Annotated in this window: 7 protein-coding genes; 5 read left to right on the forward strand and 2 right to left on the reverse strand. The window is 45.1% G+C overall.

The window, feature by feature from the left end; genetic code table 11:
- Positions 1-133 precede the first annotated feature (133 nt).
- The 3 genes from ACOCLE_RS26330 to ACOCLE_RS26340 all read left to right on the forward strand — a co-directional run bounded on the left by ACOCLE_RS26330 (position 134) and on the right by ACOCLE_RS26340 (position 8,729).
- Positions 134-5,812 (forward strand): hypothetical protein, encoded by a 5,679-nt coding sequence (locus ACOCLE_RS26330; protein WP_419534935.1) that lies wholly within the window; start codon positions 134-136, stop codon positions 5,810-5,812.
- A 309-nt stretch (positions 5,813-6,121) separates the two neighbouring features.
- Positions 6,122-7,627: an IS66 family transposase gene (tnpC, locus tag ACOCLE_RS26335; protein ID WP_419532963.1), complete on the forward strand. Its 1,506-nt coding sequence runs from the start codon at positions 6,122-6,124 to the stop codon at positions 7,625-7,627.
- Positions 7,617-8,729, forward strand: coding sequence for a porin (locus ACOCLE_RS26340; RefSeq protein WP_419534936.1), 1,113 nt, complete (start codon positions 7,617-7,619; stop codon positions 8,727-8,729). Before tnpC ends, ACOCLE_RS26340 begins: the two co-directional genes overlap by 11 nt.
- A gap of 169 nt (positions 8,730-8,898) precedes the next feature.
- Here ACOCLE_RS26340 and ACOCLE_RS26345 read toward each other — a convergent pair whose 3' ends face one another.
- Positions 8,899-10,008 (reverse strand): S1C family serine protease, encoded by a 1,110-nt coding sequence (locus ACOCLE_RS26345; RefSeq protein ID WP_419534937.1) that lies wholly within the window; start codon positions 10,006-10,008, stop codon positions 8,899-8,901.
- A gap of 92 nt (positions 10,009-10,100) precedes the next feature.
- On the opposite strand from ACOCLE_RS26345, the gene ACOCLE_RS26350 reads away from it, so the two are divergent.
- Positions 10,101-10,889: a Nif3-like dinuclear metal center hexameric protein gene (locus ACOCLE_RS26350; RefSeq protein WP_419534938.1), complete on the forward strand. Its 789-nt coding sequence runs from the start codon at positions 10,101-10,103 to the stop codon at positions 10,887-10,889.
- Between the two features lie 454 nt (positions 10,890-11,343).
- On the forward strand, positions 11,344-12,660 hold the full coding sequence (locus ACOCLE_RS26355; protein ID WP_419534939.1) for an anaerobic C4-dicarboxylate transporter family protein: 1,317 nt from the start codon (positions 11,344-11,346) through the stop codon (positions 12,658-12,660).
- 108 nt (positions 12,661-12,768) lie between these two features.
- Here the strand turns inward: ACOCLE_RS26355 and ACOCLE_RS26360 are convergent, their stop codons facing one another.
- Positions 12,769-17,259 (reverse strand): hypothetical protein, encoded by a 4,491-nt coding sequence (locus tag ACOCLE_RS26360; protein ID WP_419534940.1) that lies wholly within the window; start codon positions 17,257-17,259, stop codon positions 12,769-12,771.
- Positions 17,260-17,301 lie beyond the last annotated feature (42 nt).

The raw sequence follows: 17,301 nt of genomic DNA on the forward strand, positions 1-17,301 counted from the left end.
ATACGTTTTGATTCAAAAAGCTATATCGAAATTAATATGTGTTTTTTGTTATTGCGATTGCATTTAATCAGTATTCCTAAGCGTTTACCACTTTTCCTGAAACAGGATGTTAAAGGGAATAAGAGGATCATTAGTGTTTATTTCACCGGCTATTGAATCCGCTATTTCACCGGCATTTTTTGATGCAGAGCGAGTGACCAAAGCATCTCCTGTAGTGCCGGTCTCAACAGTACAAAGCAGTGTTAAATGCAGTAGTCTTCCTGTAGATCCTTCTTCGCATTCAATAAAGTGTGTTGAGGTTCAAAATATACAGGTTGTCCCGTCTGACCCAGCCCTGTCTGTTCAAAAAACAGTTGCCGAAGCTCCTATCCCTGTGAGCCCCCTTCCAAAAATACCCGTGCCAGAGGTTGGTCAAATCGAGAATGCTGGAGATCAGGAGTCAGCAGTTATTCATGAGGATCCTTCTTCTGAGCCTGTAGGTTGGAACAGTTGGTTTCGGGGTAAAACCACTCAAGCATGCTCAGGAATGGGGCGCGGTATCATGACTGCCAAAGATGGAACGCTTTGGGCTGTAAGTAAAGCTGCAACGACTACAAAGGACGGAACGCTTTGGGCTGTAGGTAAAGCTGCAACGACTGCAAAAGATGGCACGTTTTGGGTAGCTGGTAAGACTGCACAGATTCTAACAAGAAAGGTCCAGCAATATACCTGTGATTTTGGGCAGGGTGCCTGTATGAAAGCACTATCAAACCCGCAGGATCAACGGGATCTGGTTCGCGTTCTTGGTAAAGAATTGGTTAAAGGACTCAGATGGTCTGCAGCTCATGTGGAGGGAGCTCAACCAGATTTTAAGGAGTTCATCAAAAGACACATCAGTGACGATGCAATCCAGCAGGGTATCCGGTTTGCTGTAGTGAAGTTGGATAAACGCGCTCTCGAACCTGAGGTATTGTCTGAAAGTGAAGATGAATTTTTTGATGCCCAATCACAACTCACTGAAGACGATGATTTTTATGATGCTCAAGAATACACTCGTGTAGAGAGAATCACGAATACGTTGACACCTGTCATCAGAGACTATGTGGCTGAGTCCTTAAGTCATGTTTTTACAGAGAACCTTAAAAGCTATTCAGAATGGTCAGAAAGCAAATCAGGAGCCAGAGAAATTTACAGCCTGCTCACGCGGTCAATGAGTCTGTTTGTTGAATCGATGGCTTCTGAGTCAGAGCAGAACCCTGAAAGTGTTGATGAAAAAATTGAAGCGTTTCTTGCTCCTGCAATCAAGCAGTTTCTTGATAAAGGTATTGCAGGTATTCCGGAAAAAGTATCTCAGGTCAGAAACAATATTGGTAATGATCCCGTTGCTAATAACGTGTTAAATGATGCTTTGCTCAAGGTAATGCCAGATTTATTGGAAATGGCGGATGGTAACCTGGATGAAATTCTCAGCGTATTTCAGGGAGTGGTTAATAAGGCACTGGTTAAAGCTCAGTCGGGACTTGTAGCTGAAGCTCTTGATTGGGGTATGAATAATCCGCGTACTCTAGAGGCTCTTCCTGAACATATCTTTGAAACTGTTGCTAATGGACTCTCCGCCGAGTTTAGAAAGAGGTATTATTTCGGACCAACGGTTGGGATGATCAAGGGCGGCTTAAAACTGTTCTTAATCTGGTTACCTAATATGGTAAACCGATTTTTGAAAAATCAAATTACAGACACTATCGAAGTATATATTAACAAAGCACTCAACATAGCTGAACGTCAGATTAGTGATACTGTAAGAGGTCGGTTAATACGAACTAAGGATGCTATCAATAAATGTCCGAAAGGGGGAGATGTTTTAGCATTACTGACTCCTGAAATAACTGCCACCCCAAACGAAGAGCCATTAAATCAGGGTTATCCTCAGGCTATTCCTTCACCACAGAATGAGGAGCCAGAAAATACGCATTTTAGCCAATTTTATAATGAACTAAGGCACGAATTGGCTAACCCATTGCCTGAGACCGGTGAACGTAATCCGGAGGTGGTGGAGACAGTTACTGATCCTGATCATACAGCTCCAGCTCCAGCTCCAGCTCCAGCTCCAGCTCCAGCTCCAGATTCAGCTTCTGCTCCCAGAAAGGATTCAACAGAAGGCTTTCTGCAGTCGATGATTCCCGGTTTTTCTGGAGGGGTGACAGCGGTTGTCAGGCAAGCTCTGGATACACTTCGTCAAAAAATGAGAGGTGATGCTGGTCGCCTGAAAGCGGGTGCTGACGCAGCCCCCTCAGCAATGCCTGTATTGCCCGTGGTAACACCTTTCATTCAAGATATGATTCAGGAGGTTGCCGAGCACATTATGCCTCATATCATCGATCTTCTGGATGGCTCTGAGGATGAAGACTTAATAAAGCTTGCAGTTTCTTCAGCCGCAGCGGAACACATCAACAGTATTTTGTGTGCTGTTTTAGAGCCAACCATTCTGGCTGGCGCTGAAAAGGCATGCGATGTCCTTGAGGCCAATCTCGATGGTTATCAAACAATGCTTGAAGATGGGTTAATGTTCTCTATTGATCGTGCCTTTGAGCGTTATGAGAATAAAATTGACCAGGAGATGCTAAACCACATTGTTTGTGACTTCAAAGACGCCTCTATTGATCCACTGAATGAGGATGATAAAAAGGCCTTTGAAGCTGCAGCTGATATTATACTGGTGCAATTAACTATTAACCCTGGGGCTCTTTCAGAGGCGGATGTAGAGTTTTTATTATTATCTCCTTTATTAACCAAAAAGCAGGCTGCCATTCTTAAGGTAATTCGGGATATTCAGAGCAACATTGATCTATTAGAAAACATGAAGTCTGATGTTTTAGAAGATTCTTTTGATCGGCAAACAGGCAGAAGAGCCTTTGGTTTGAGGAATTACCAAAGGAACATAACACTGGCGTTAATTTCAGGTAATGAGCTAATTGTCAGTAGGCTGATGAGGCTCTTCAATACTTTTCTTGAAGAATATAATTTATCAAGAGATCCATCAAACGCAGACGAGCTTGATGGTGCCGCTGCTGTAAGAATTAAAGGCGAGACTGTTTGGGTTAATAATGTTCGAGAGCAGCTTGATCATCTGGTCAATGTGCTTCCTGTTAAATTAGTCATCGAAGAAACCTTAGATAATACGATGCGATCATTTGCTGAGATGGCTCTGGAGTCATTGCCAGATCAAGGTGGAACAACTAACGCTCAAATGAAAACAGCGGCTACTGCGCTATTAAAGCATGTTGTCAGATCCGGTGTTGGTTGGGCTCATGGTGAAATGAAGCATTCTGAATCCCCTGTTGGCCGTATTCAACAAATAACCAGAGAAAAGCTTGGCGCTATTCAATCGGCCATGACTAAGGGCGTGGCAGTTTGGTTGAGTCAGGAGAAAAATGCAGAAAGTCTGGTTTCAGCATTCGTCAAAAATGTTCATGAGGAATTAACCCATACGGTCGTAGAAGCGTTAAGTCATCGTATGGGAGCCGATATGAGTGAGTTGAAACGTGCTCTGGTTCCCTCTATTGATGTGATTGTTGAGCAGACGCTTGAAAGAAGTGTAACTCGCTGCGTTCAGTGGGCCGGTCAGTTTATTCATGATCATGAACAAAGCATGAGCTCACTGGCGGAGCCTTATATCAGCAGTGTCATTGAAGCTCAAAAAGGGTATGTGGTTCAGGCTGCAAAAGAATATTTCCTGCTTGAGGCCAGCCAGGAAACCAGAAATTTGAATTTTAACGTACTGGCTGCGGATGTTGCGGAACTTTTTGCCAAAAAAGAACTTGATCCTGAAACGTTAAGTTCTGGTTACGTCAAGGTAGAGCCTGCTGAGACCATTCCTGATGTACTGCCAAAAGTATTGTGCTTTCTGGCGCAAACTGCCGAAATGTATCAACGCATGGGTGGAGAGCTTGATGGGCCGGTTGTTTTGCAAAAATTGTCGTTTGGTGGCCTTGAGCTAGGCCCACTTACGGTGACTTTTAAACCTGGAGATGATGGACGTGTTTACATCGAATGTATGACTGGTCTGGTAACGGGATTACCGAATGAGCACCGGACACTTAGCTTTGACGTTAGGGGGGTTACTTTTGATTACCGGCTACCGGAGCTGAGTCCGTTAAAGCGAGCAGCTCTCATCAGCGCAGCCTCTACAATGCCTCCAGAAAAGACAGCGGTAGCCTTATTCGATGCATTTTTCCCTGAGATGGTTACGGTAGGTATTGGTAAGGTTGAAGGAGGCCTTGGAAAACAGGAGAAATCTGGTGGCCAGACTCGTGAGGTTACGCATGGAGAAAGGTTTGGGTTTTCTTTGGAAAATGCATTGCTTAAGGTGAATTTTACCAAGCACTACCCCAAATTAAAGCAGGATGTAAGCATCCAGCCAGATCATCAGAATCCTTCGGCAACGGTTGTCTGTACGTGTGAAGATTCAGGGCATTTAAAGTCGGCCGAACTGGCGTTTAAGTTCGATGGTGATAGAACGGGTACTGTTGAAGCCGTTGGGGTTGTTGATACTGGAAAGATTCACTGGCTACTGGGCTGGATAGTTGGAGCGTTAAATATTCGAAGCACCTTCCATGTTGAGGGAGGTGCTGTCTCTTTGAATAGTGATAGCTATGAGCTTTCGGTCGAGGCAGAAGGGCTTCTTGCTCGGCCAGTTTGCAGTTCACTGATACAAAATTCGCTCAACTCTGGTGAATCTAAGGTGGTTGAACAAACTGATGGCACTCATGCTTTTGCCTTAAAACTGAGGCTGTTCTCAGAGCAAAGCCCTTATCAAGTTGTGCGCTGGTTTGCCAAGATGTTAAATGGTGCGCTCTCTCTTTTTGTACCGAGTACCATCGAAATCCCCTTGCCTTATGCTGGTATAAGCAAAATGCCTGAGGGGGAATCCGGTCTTGGAGTCTTGAATTTAAATCAGTTTATTGATGGCATGTCTCCTGTACCTGTGTCGCTTGATTGTCCTCAATATGATGCGAACCTAGATCGCATCAAAGCAGCATTGTCAGATAAAGATAATTTATCGCTGGAGCGTGAGGTGCATGAGTGGCAGTCAAATGTTGAGTACGAAATTCAACAAGGGAGCAAATCATCTGTCCATCGCCTGTTAAGGGCTGCGCCTCAAGAAGCCTTTATGGTATTGATAGATGAATTGAAGAAATCTGAGGATGAGCAAAAGCTCCAAGCTCTCTTGTGGATGCTTGTATTTCTGGCAGATGCGGAACCAGAAAAAGCCATGGCATTACTTAATGCTGTTTCCCCTCACTCGAGAGATCGTTTGTCTGATCGAAAAGACAAAGAGCCCTGGCTACTGAGAGTGGTCAGTAATGTCATCGATAAGCGTCAATTTAGTGAAGATCTTCACGGGTGCTTGCTGGCATTGATGCGACTCAGAGAGTCTGGCGTCAGAAACCCTGACAGTCCTGTGCCTGAAAGTGCAACGAAGCTGCCTGTTAACCCTGAGCAGGTAAAACATATTAGTCAAAATATGGCTGAACATGCTACTAAGATGAGCGGTGTGGTTGAGAAGGTTATACCACCCAGTGTAATGCACTTGTTAAATCCTGAGTTTGAGCTGGGTACTAAGCTTATAAGTACCGTTCCATCACACTCAGCGTCTGCAAGAATAAGAGATATTTCTGGTTCCTCAAGCAGTATTCAACTGCAAAATGATGAAGAAATACCAAAAAGTTCTGGGGTATTAGAGGACTTATTAAAAGGACATACATCCAGAGGGGTGGAAGACGAACTACTCTCTTCTTTAGAGGGTCAAAAGCTTAGACCGTGGGCCATGTAATAGTCGTTGTTTGTAGACAAAAGCCACAGTGACAGGTTTACCTGTCTCTAACCTTCTGTTTTTTCTTTACTGCTTAGTGGATAAACATATACTTGGACCCTAAGTACCTTTCCCTATATCTATGTTATTATTAATCTCCGTCCTCTAAGAATACCTAGACTGAAATACTTTCAGGAGGAAGGAGGCCATTGGTAGAGACCACTGGCTGGATAATATAAATGTAACTATTCAGCACCCTTCATATAAATCTGGAATTTTCTGATTTTTCGACCATCATCTTATACTCAATTTTTCTAACAAATCTCCAGTATGGAACCAGACTTCCCAGCTACTCCGTTTACCGAAGCTCTCCTTAAAGAGAATGAAGAGCTTCGGACCGAGAATGCGCTTTTACGGGAACGTTGCAGCGAACTGGAAGAAAGGGTTAATAAAAACAGTCAAAACAGTAGTAAGCCACCATCGTCAGATGGTTATCAAAAGCCCAGTAAAAAAGGGAGTGATAAAGGTGATACATCTTCCAAAGAAGCCCCCTGCTCCTCACAGGAAACACCGAACCCCAAAAGCCTTAGACCATCTTCAGGCAATAAACCAGGTGGCCAGAAAGGTCATCAAGGCTCTTGTTTGAGACGTGTCGCCTTACCCGATTATGTCAGGCATCTGAAGGTTGAAAAATGTTGCTGTTGCCAGTCTTCGCTTATCGATATTAAACCCACCAAATACATTGAGCGACAGGTTTTTGATCCAGGTAGACCCGGAGAATTTGAAGTTACCGCGTACTGGGCAGACGTTAAAGTATGTCCTTGTGGTAAACGGAACACCGCTGAGTTTCCCCAAGGAGTGAAAGCCGCTGCTCAATACGGAGAAGTGACTCAGGCAATGGCTGTTCATTTAAACCAGTATCACTTCATCCCATATCACCGGGTGTCTGAGTATTTCAATACTATTTATTGCATGAGTGTCAGCGCAGGCTCTGTTGCCAATTTTGTTGCCTATACCCATGAGAACCTGGCCTCTACTGAGCAGAGTATCCGCGATGCTTTACAAGAAAGTCCGGTTGCAGGAGCGGATGAAACTGGCATGCGGGTTGACGGTTCACTGTGGTGGTTACACATTATGCGAGATGACCAATGGACGCTTTACTACCTCTCAGAAAGGCGAGGTTGTGAAGCAATGGATGCAATGGGCATCCTGCTGACTTTTGCAGGCATTCTGGTTCACGATCATTGGAAGTCCTACTTTGCCTATGCGGCAGTGCATGTGCTTTGTAATGCCCATCATCTGAGAGAGCTTCAGGGAGTTGTCGATAGGGATGCGAATAAGCTGGCTCTGCGGCTGATGAAATTGCTTACGCTCTCCTGGCACTTCTGCAAGAAATACAAAGCAGCCGGTCTGACTCAAATGCCTGGTGCAATACAGCTTCGCATTGAGACGATATACGACCAAATCCTTCAAAGGGCTCTCACGAAGGAAACCGCTTATATGGAAAAACAACGACAGGTGCTTGGACGTAAGAAGGTCAGGAATACCAAGGCCTACAACCTGTTCAAAAGGCTTATTGAGTTTAAGGTTGAAACGTTGCGCTTCATGTCGGACTTTTCAATTCCCTTCGATAACAATGGCAGTGAACGTGATGCCAGGATGGCCAAACTTAAGCAGAAGATCTCAGGCTGCTTCAGAAGCGAAGACGGAGGTACCATGTTTACCCGAATCCGAAGCTATTTATCATCTGCTAAAAAGCAGGGGTTGAACATATTTCAGGCGCTTCTTAAAGCGGTTCGAAATTACAACAATACGCCTTTGCTGGGTGCTGAATAGTTACAAGAAATCAATCATTGCAAGTTCTGTACTGGCTGCACTGGCTTCCACTGCTGCGGTTGCTGATAACCACGGTGAAGAAAAATACGGTCATGACTTTTACGGTGTGATTTCCGTACAGGTGGCTCATCGTGATTATAACGATGCAAAGAATAATGATGGTATTCAGGTCAATAATGAGAGTCGCCTTGGCTGGCGCGGTTATGCCAAGTTTGATGGCCTGCCAGAGCATACTAAGTTTATCTGGCAAATCGAGACAGGCTATGTAGATCCTAACTTTGCTGGCGAAAATGGCGGTGGAGGCTATCTCGGTGGTCGCGATACGTTCATCGGTTTTGATAGTGAGCAGTTTGGTTTAGTTCGTGTTGGTCGGGTTTTGACGCCTATCTATGAACTGGTTGACTGGCCTGCTTCCAACCCAGGTCTGGGTGATGTTTATGACTGGGGCGGTCAGATTGCGGGTAATGATTTCAATGATCGTCAGTCCGATACCATTCGCTGGGATTCAAAAGAGCTCTGGTCTGGTTTCACTCTTGACCTGGCCGCAGGCGCTGGTGCCGATCGTGCTGGTGACACGAAAAGTGAAAAAGCGGGCAGCAACTATTACCATGGTGCAGCTGCTCATCAGCAGTTTAAGTACGGCGAAGGAAACTGGATACAATTCGATCTTGCCTATGAGATGAACTACGATTCTGCCGTCTATACAGATGCAGGTGATCTTACAGGTGAGTATTGGGATAACAAAACCTATCTTGTAGGTGTTCAAGGTGGTCACGGTCCAGTTGGTTACTTTGCTCAGTATCGTATGGCAGAAGCTAAAAACAACGCCGGTGAAAAGCAGGAAGAAGACGCTTACTCTACTGGCTTGATGTATAACTTCGGCGAAGGTCAGAAATGGCAAGCCAAAGTTGCTTACGCTAAAAACGAAGATGTTAAAACTAATGGTGTAACCGGTGACACTGAAGCTGATGTCTGGGCTACTCAGTTGATGTACAAGATTGACTCTAATGCGGTTGTGTATGTTCGTTACCGTGATCTTGAAAGAGCCGATACACCAAACAGCTTCAGCGAAGCATCTACTGGTATTGAATACTGGTTCTAATTCGAATGTGAACCTTCCGGCTCTTCCCTGATGGAGCCGGACTTAAAGGCCTAGGCCTTTCTCTTTGTGAGAGCTTCCTGTAATCGTTGTTCTGTGCGTTCTTTCCGGGCTTTATCAGCCCGGTTTTTTTATTTAAGGCAAAGAGCCATTCCGTGTGTCTTCTATAGATTCAGTTAACAATCTTCGGTCGTGTTGTTGCCTGTGCGGTTAATTCAATCGCTTCTCCATCTCTCAACACCTGCATGGTCATCTGTTGACCGGGTGGAATGCGGGCCACCATATTCATTACCTTGCGACCATCCCTTGTGCTCTGGCCATTGATGCCGGTGAGAATATCTCCACGTCTTAGCCCCGCGTTGTCTGCCGGGCCGCCTTCATAAACTCCGGTAATTAAAATGCCAACTTTCGTGCTGACTCCATAGGCTTCTGCCAGTGTCGAACTGAGTGGCTGTGACTCAATACCCAGCCAGCCACGAATCACACGACCGTATTTAATGATGGAATCCATCACAAAGCGGGCCATATTGGAAGGAATTACAAAGCCAACCCCTTCACTACCACCACCACGGGAAAATAATAGTGTGCTGATGCCAACCAGATCGCCATAGGCATTGACTAGGGCACCGCCGGAATTGCCGACATTGATGGCGGCATCGGTTTGGATAAAGTCCTCGTACGTGTTTAATTGCAGGTCGTTACGGCCGGTGGCACTGATAATGCCCATGGTCACCGTCTGCCCCAGTCCAAATGGGTTTCCAATGGCCAGAACTACATCGCCAATTTCGGCGCTGCCAGAGTCTACCAGGTCCAGATAGGGCAAATCGTTGAGGTCTATTTTCAATACGGCGAGGTCACTTTCCGGGTCAGCACCAATAATGCTGGCTTTGACTTCACGGCCATCACGCAAAGTAATCATCAGTTTGGCGGCATTCTGAATCACATGATGGTTGGTCAGGATATAACCTTCAGGATCTACAATAACGCCGGAACCTTCAGGGGTATTGCGGGCATTGGTTCTCTGAGGCAGTGGCAGGTTGCTGTCACCGCGCTGGGACAGGCTGTTTGTAGAGATACTGACCACAGCCGGTGCTGCTCTTTTGACCGCATCACTGTAAGAAACCTGACCGGTGAAGTTGAACACTCTGGATGATTGTTCAATGAGACGGTTGCGGGATTTTTCTGAAATACCACCGAACTCTGGCTTGATCAGCAGAACTGTGAGCGCGGCTAAAAGCCCGATCAGGATGGGTAAGCCAACCGACTTAAGCAGTTTTTTCATTCGGAGCCCATGGGAATTGCAGTTATGTGATTATAATGAGATCAACAAAATATGATTCTTAATATACAGCGATGTATGGATGGAGAGAACCGATGGCGCCGACATCACAAGATATGACATTAAAAGAAATGGTGGCATTACTGGATCAGGAGTTGCAGCCGGGCCTTTTTAAAGACTACTGCCCCAATGGTATTCAAGTCGATGCCAGCCGGGCAGTGGACTCTCCAATAAAGAAGATAGTCACGGGAGTTACCGCCTGTCAGGCACTGATTGATCGTGCTGTTGAGCTGCAGGCCGATGCCATTCTGGTTCATCATGGGTATTTCTGGCGTGGTGAAGATGCTGTCATTACGGGTATAAAGCGCCAACGTATCGAAACCCTGCTGGCGAACAATATCAGCCTGGTTGCCTACCATCTGCCGCTGGATGCCCATCCAGCGTTTGGCAATAACGCAGAGCTTGCCCGCTTAATGGGGTGGGATGTGGTGGGAGGAATGGAGCCAGGAGCCAAGTTGCCGGTTGGTAACTGGGGAACAACGGGGCGAAAATTGTCACTGGATGATTTGAGTCAGGAGATTTCCAGTAAGCTTGGGCGAGACCCGCTGGTGATTGCCGGAGGAAACCACCCCATCAAAACCATTGCCTGGTGCACTGGGGCCGCTCAGAGCATGATTGATAAAGCGCTGAACCTTGGGGTGGATGCTTTTGTCAGTGGTGAGATTTCAGAATCAACAGTGCATTTTGCCAGAGAGAATGGCATTCATTATATCAGTGCAGGTCATCATGCTACTGAGCGTTATGGTGTTCAGGCTCTGGCTCGCTGGTTGCATGACGAAACGGGCATTGAGCATGAGTTCGTCGATATTGACTCTCCGGTATAACGTTCTCTAATAACCTTCTTAAAAGCGGCCTGTTCCTCATCGTTTTATTAACTTTGTGTCGTATTGTTAGAAAAAACAGGCCGATTGTTCTTCTGTGATTACCCCTGAAAAGCAAATTTACTAATTATTTAAACACAGCTGAAATTGTTGCTGTAAGTCAATCTGCATAAAAAATAACTCTCGTACACTTGCCTCACTTTTTCCTCTGCCTCTCTGCTACCAGGAGGCTGTTCGAAAATATGTTGCCCTATTGTGGCGGCATTAAATTGGGCTGGAAATCCGATTTTGCTCGTTAGATAGCTTGCTATTCACCTTACAAAACCGATTTTTTTATTCTCGATTTTCTACCGTCCTCAGGACACCATTTTCTCTCAGCTTCAGGGATTTCCCACAGCGGCGAGGCGGTTTTGTCTTGTTGTTTTGGACAGCACTTTTGTGTTGTTTGGGGGTAATTATGATCTGGCTGCAGTTGGCCGTCGTGATTCTGTGCATCCTGATTGGTGCGCGTATCGGGGGGATCGGTCTTGGTTTGATGGGGGGGGTGGGTCTTGCCATTCTCTCCTTTGTTTTCGGTATTCAGCCAACGTCTCCACCCATTGACGTTATGTTGATGATTCTGGCAGTAGTCTCTGCCGTTGCCTGTATGCAGGCCGCTGGCGGTATGGATTACCTGGTTCAGGTGGCAGAGCGGATTCTCAGAAAAAATCCAAAGCGCATTACCTTCATGGCGCCTGCTGTAACTTACGTTTTCACGATGTTTGCAGGTACTGGCCACGTTGCTTATTCCGTGTTGCCGGTTATTGCTGAAGTAGCCCGTCGTACCGGTGTTCGTCCTGAGCGCCCAATGGCGATGTCTGTTATTTCCTCTCAGGTGGCTATTGTTGCCAGCCCGATTGCAGCAGCGACCGTAGCCATGCTGACGGTGATGTCATCAAACTTTGGCGTGACACTGGGGCAAATCCTGGGCGTTACGATTCCTGCGACGGTTATTGGTCTATTCCTGGCGGCTCTGGTGACTAATAAGCTGGGTAAAGAGCTGAAAGACGATCCAGAATATCAGCGTCGTTTAGAAGGTCCTGAGTACCGTCGTAAGATTGAAGAGAGTGTTTCTGTTTCTGTATCAGAACTGAAGCCTGGCGCCAAAACCTCCGTACTGCTGTTCCTGCTGGGTGCGGTGATGGTGGTTGTGATGGGTGCACTGCCTGCGCTTCGTCCTCAGTTTAACGGTTCAGCCATGTCCATGGCGCACACCATCGAAATCATCATGTTGACGGTTGCTGCGCTGACTGTATGGCTGGCGAAAGCGGATGTGACTGAAGCAAGCCGTGGTGATGTGTTTATCGCCGGTGTTCGAGCGATCATTGCTATCTTCGGTATTGCCTGGCTGGGTGACAGCTTCTTTGGTGCCCACGATGCCCTGTTGAAAGGCGGTATTTCCGATATGGTGCAGTCTGCTCCATGGGCCTTTGCCATCGCGCTGTTTGTTCTGTCCATCATGATCAACAGTCAGGCAGCGACCACATCTACACTGATGCCTCTGGGTGTGGCTCTTGGACTGCCAGTGGCTTCCCTGATCGCTATGTTCCCGGCTGTTAACGGTTACTTCTTTGTACCTAACTACGGTCCGATCATTGCCGCTATCGACTTTGACAGCACAGGCACAACCAAGATTGGTAAGTACGTGTTTAACCACAGCTTTATGATCCCGGGTTTACTGTCGATTGTATTTTCTGTGATTGCTGGCTTTGTTTTCAGCAGTATTCTGCTTTGATCATTTTTGATTAGTAAAAAGCCCTCTTTAATAGAGGGCTTTTTTTATGTGCTGAGCACTGTAAGTGGAAGAGTATTTGAGCTTCCACACTGGGTCCATCAAAGGAAACTATGCCTTTGCCGGTACATCACTTATTTTCAGTCCTGTAAATGAAACTATTTCTTCAGGACTGCAAGTGGCTGTGTCTTTTGTAAGGTCCAGCTCATGAGAAGTTTCAATACGAATCCTTTTTTGATGCGGCAAGGTAACCTGGTCTAGGTCACCATCTTCCATTTTTTGATAGAGTCTAAGATCCCATTCCATTTCTCTAACCATTGTAAGGGTTTTCTTGTTATCTTTGAGTGTAAAGTGTGATGAGCTGGTTCTTGACGCTGAGTCAGCTTGGATAACACAGTTATCCATTGGAAGTGATTTACATATATGGTCTGTGACTATCTTTGATAATTGGGTGTGGAACACAAGCCCATCCTGGTGGGAATTTCTCATAATCATTGATTTGAATTTTAAACGAGTGCTTTCTGTTAGAGCGTCTGTCTTGAGTAGAGTCTCATCTATGCCACGGGTTATCTCATCTAACGCTGCATCAGCTGCAGCTTGTTCGGAGCCGGCATGCTCTCCACGCTTATCTAAAAAAGTTTGATGGCTTAACTCAGTACTTTTTCCGTCAGAAGATGATAGTAGAAGTCGATAGCCCTCACGTTTGAGATCCATTTTAACTTGTTCACTGACTTCTTCATGCGGAACTTCCATTAAAATACTTGCGGACTCACAGGATTTTATGGCCTCAAATGTCCCTGAATGAGTGATACCTTGAACTGAAAGGCTATCATAGTGCATATCCCATTTATCAAATGCTCTGGCGGCAAGAGAAGGTATGTCCCTTGTCGTATTTTCAATATTGTCCACAAAAGCCCAAAAAGGATGATTAGGCTCTAGAGTTTCATGAGCATGATCCATAGTTTTTTGTAATGTCTTTGAAATTCGCTCTTGGAATTCCGCTATTCTTGTGGGTTTTTTGTCGGAATCCAGTCCTCCAAAGATAAAACTTATCTTATTTAGGGGGATATTCTTTTCAAGACAGCGTTTGTAAAGCTGTTCTTGTCTGCTTTGCAGTTCATGAGCCCTCACATGAAGATCCAAAAGCATCTCCATCTTTTCCTCAATCGTTAGGGTGCTATGGTTAATTATATTAACATCTCTTACTAGCAGGCTAAATTCGTAGTTGAATTTTTGTAATGGTAACAGTAAATCAAACGTATAGTGGGGTGTATTCTTTCTTTTGTTTTCTGTTTTATTTTTCTCGCTGTATTGTTTTGCAGCTGCTTCAAAGAAATTCAAACAATGCTTTTTTGTAACTTCTAGCATCTTGTCTCTGATTTCAGTGCCCTTTAAGTTTATCTTTCCTTCAACTATGGGGTGTTCAATTAGATTAAGGAGGCCTTTAACTCTTCTTTCATCCTGAATATTTACTATTTGTGTATTTACTGTGTTAACAAAATTTATAAACTCAGCGCCAGCGCCAAAAGCAACCTCATTCAACATTCTCTTTGTGTATTTAGGGTTCATGTATGTAGTTGAATTTTCTTCGCCGTATGGATGGACTCCTTGCCAATTTGTCGTTTTTCCTCTGTGCAGCTTCAGACAAAAAGGTATGATATGGTCGTATATTGTCTTGATTTCTGCTTCGCTTGAGAAGTCAGAGTCTGCAGGGCTGATAGTAGGAGTAGCTGCGGTGTGGCTAACTGTGCCACTTACAGGTAAATCTGACGGTTCGTCGCTTTCTTCTTCGCTTGAGGAAGAGCTTTCGTCAGAACTACGAGTTTGTTTATCAGGTGTTGGTTCAGAGACACCTTCAACGAGGTTATGGCTGTCAAGAAGGGGGGGCGCTTCCTGACTGAGAAGTCCTGCTTTTGATACCTCTGTAGTCTGGGCATCACTCATGATCATTGGAGCTGAAGAGTTTTGGTGCTCCTCTATGGTTTCAGATGAAAAGTTTTCAAGCTTCTTGTCAATGCGTTTTAGTAATTTATGAAGTGTATGACTCTCCCGCTCTTTTGAGCTGCAGTCATCTTCAGCTTTATCTGAGCAGGGATTTAAAATATTGGATACTAACTTCTTATCAACTCCTAGTGCGTCTAGCATGGTCAGAGCCTCTTTAGCTTTAGCTTGGAGTTCTAAAACTTTGGTTCGCAATGCTCTGAGGCTGCTTTGCTTTTGCTCAGTTAATTGCTCTGCTGTAAGCGTCGTGAAAGACTGTAACTGTTTTGAGCATTTTTCAATATCGCAATTAAGCTTTGCTAGCAGAACTATATGATCAAAATTGATGCTCTTGGGCAGAGCTTTTGTTCTTTTTACTTTCCTGGTGCTTGAATATTCATTTTGGCAACGCTCGAGAAATTTAAGGTAAGCCTCCATTGTTGCAGTCCATAGAAGTTCCCTTTGTTTTTCTGCAGGTATATCTGCTGGTGTTAATTTTCCTTTTTCTACGTTGCCTTTAATGAGTGCTCCAAAATCATCAAGCTCTACAGCTCTAGCCATGACTCCCCATCGGATATTTGGATCCATGGTATCGAAAGGCTCCATTAGACAACGAATTAGATTGACAGGGTCACAGGCTTGCCCAAATACTTGATCGATAGTAAAAAATCTGTCCAGATACCTAGTCTTTAACTTTGTTTTGGTTTCTTTGTCTTTGTATGGATTTGTATTCTCCCAGCTTGGGTTCTTCTTCTTATCACTCAGCCCAAGGAAGAAGCAAAACAGTTTTTCAAAGGTTGTATCGATTTTTTCTTTTGTCGCAGGCGCGGTTAGGGGAGTGGCCTGTTCTAGAGCTTTCGGTTTTTTCTGATCTTTTCTGTTTTTTAGGTGAGCTGGTAACTGTATATCAGAGGTAATAACTGCGACTGAAAGCTGTCCAGTCTGTTCTTTATTTATAGCTGCTACTGCTGATGAGGGTGATGATACTTCATCGTTGACCTGAGCTTCAGTACTTTCCTCACTGGAGGACCAGTTGTCTTCGGATGATGAGCCTAAGACGTCATCAATATCACTGTCACCATAAAAAAGCTCTTCACTATTACTAGCGGTGGAGCTAATTGAATCCGTGTCATCATCAGACTCATCGTCCGTTGTCGGCTCAGATGATGAATTGCACAGTTCTTTTACCATGGAAACAGGCGGCAAGGATCGATCTACAGGCTTATCCTCAACAATCTGTGGTGTAGACAACGTTTTTGGAGAAGATTCAGTTGAATGCTCACCGAACGAGGTTGAGTCGTGACTTTCAAGTACGAATTCTGGTGCCGCTAATTTACTGCTTTCGATATCTACAGCTTTTAAAGAACGCTGAAGTGGGGCGACTCCATTCACAGTAGCACCATTGATCATTGGGTGTTGATGACCATTTTCTATTGCTGGCTTTAGTAGTTGGCTCAGTTGATGGTTATTGAATTGTTTTCTATTAAATGTCAAAAATGCACCATTTTGGCCTGCATTCATATGTTTGCGAATCCAATCTCGAGATACCCAAAATACAAATGGCTCGGCCTTTGAGGGCATACCATTTGCGTCTTTAAAGGCTAGCTCTAAAGGGGTAAGGCCCGTTAGTAGCTCATTACTTTGGCCTGGCATTAATGCATTCTGACTTTCTGGTAGCATGCTTAATGTAGCTATAGTTCCAGATTGACTCTGGAATTGTGATCCGTCCACTGGCTTAAATCCTACCTGGACATTCTTTCCTGAGAATGTCACGTCAACAGTAAAATAAAATGCTTTAAAGTCGTTACTTTGACCGTTTAATGAGGAAGCCGAGGTGCTACTGGCTGGAACCAGTTCACGGCCAGTGGGTTCTGTATCAGATAATGTTGCGAGTGCCCCCTCAGGTGAAGTGCTTGGTGTGCTGTGTGCTAATGGTTGAGAGGTTCTGAGTTCTGGTAAAGGGCTGGTTGACCGGTCCGTAGTTTGATTATTGATGCTTTCAATTGCGGTTTTGATGGGATTGTCTGTATCAACAGTAAGGGAGTGTTGTGAGGCAGTTTCTGATATGGCTGTATCAGGTGTTTGTCTGCGAGTTTTCGGCTCATGGGGTTCTAATTCAGCTGCTAGAGCGGGTTTAGAATCTAAAACAGGGGACTTCAGGATCTGGGTTGATGGCAGCCCTTCTTCAGAAGTCAGGGGGGGACATGGTTTACCATCAGTCTGAGCAGCGAGTGTCGCTTCGGCTTCAGGAGTAAATGATGGAGTGGGACCTGTTTGCGGAATAATGACGCAGCGAGACCCGGAAGTCGTTTCTAAAGGACCGCTGTCAGCAGCTCTAACATCATCGTTAGCAAGGCTGACAATAGGTTGAACTTCATTCTGTGGAACAACACGTACATTTCGATCATAAATTAATTTGATGACAACAATTGTGCTTACCACAAGGCCAGCGATAGGCATTAGATAGAGGGCAGCAGCGGAGGCAATTGTACATAGGGTGTTAACTACCCTGTTTCCAAAATAGCGGGTATAGAATGAGGTCTGGTCAGCATGGCTCTGGGAATCCGCAAATTGTTGAGGTTGCGGTCGAGCTTCTGTAATGACTGGTGCTGTATTGTCCATAAAATTACTTCCTTATAGCTGTTGGCAGACTATTTGTTGCAT

It is taken from the genome of Endozoicomonas sp., assembly GCF_965196975.1.
Classification (GTDB): Bacteria; Pseudomonadota; Gammaproteobacteria; order Pseudomonadales; family Endozoicomonadaceae; genus Endozoicomonas.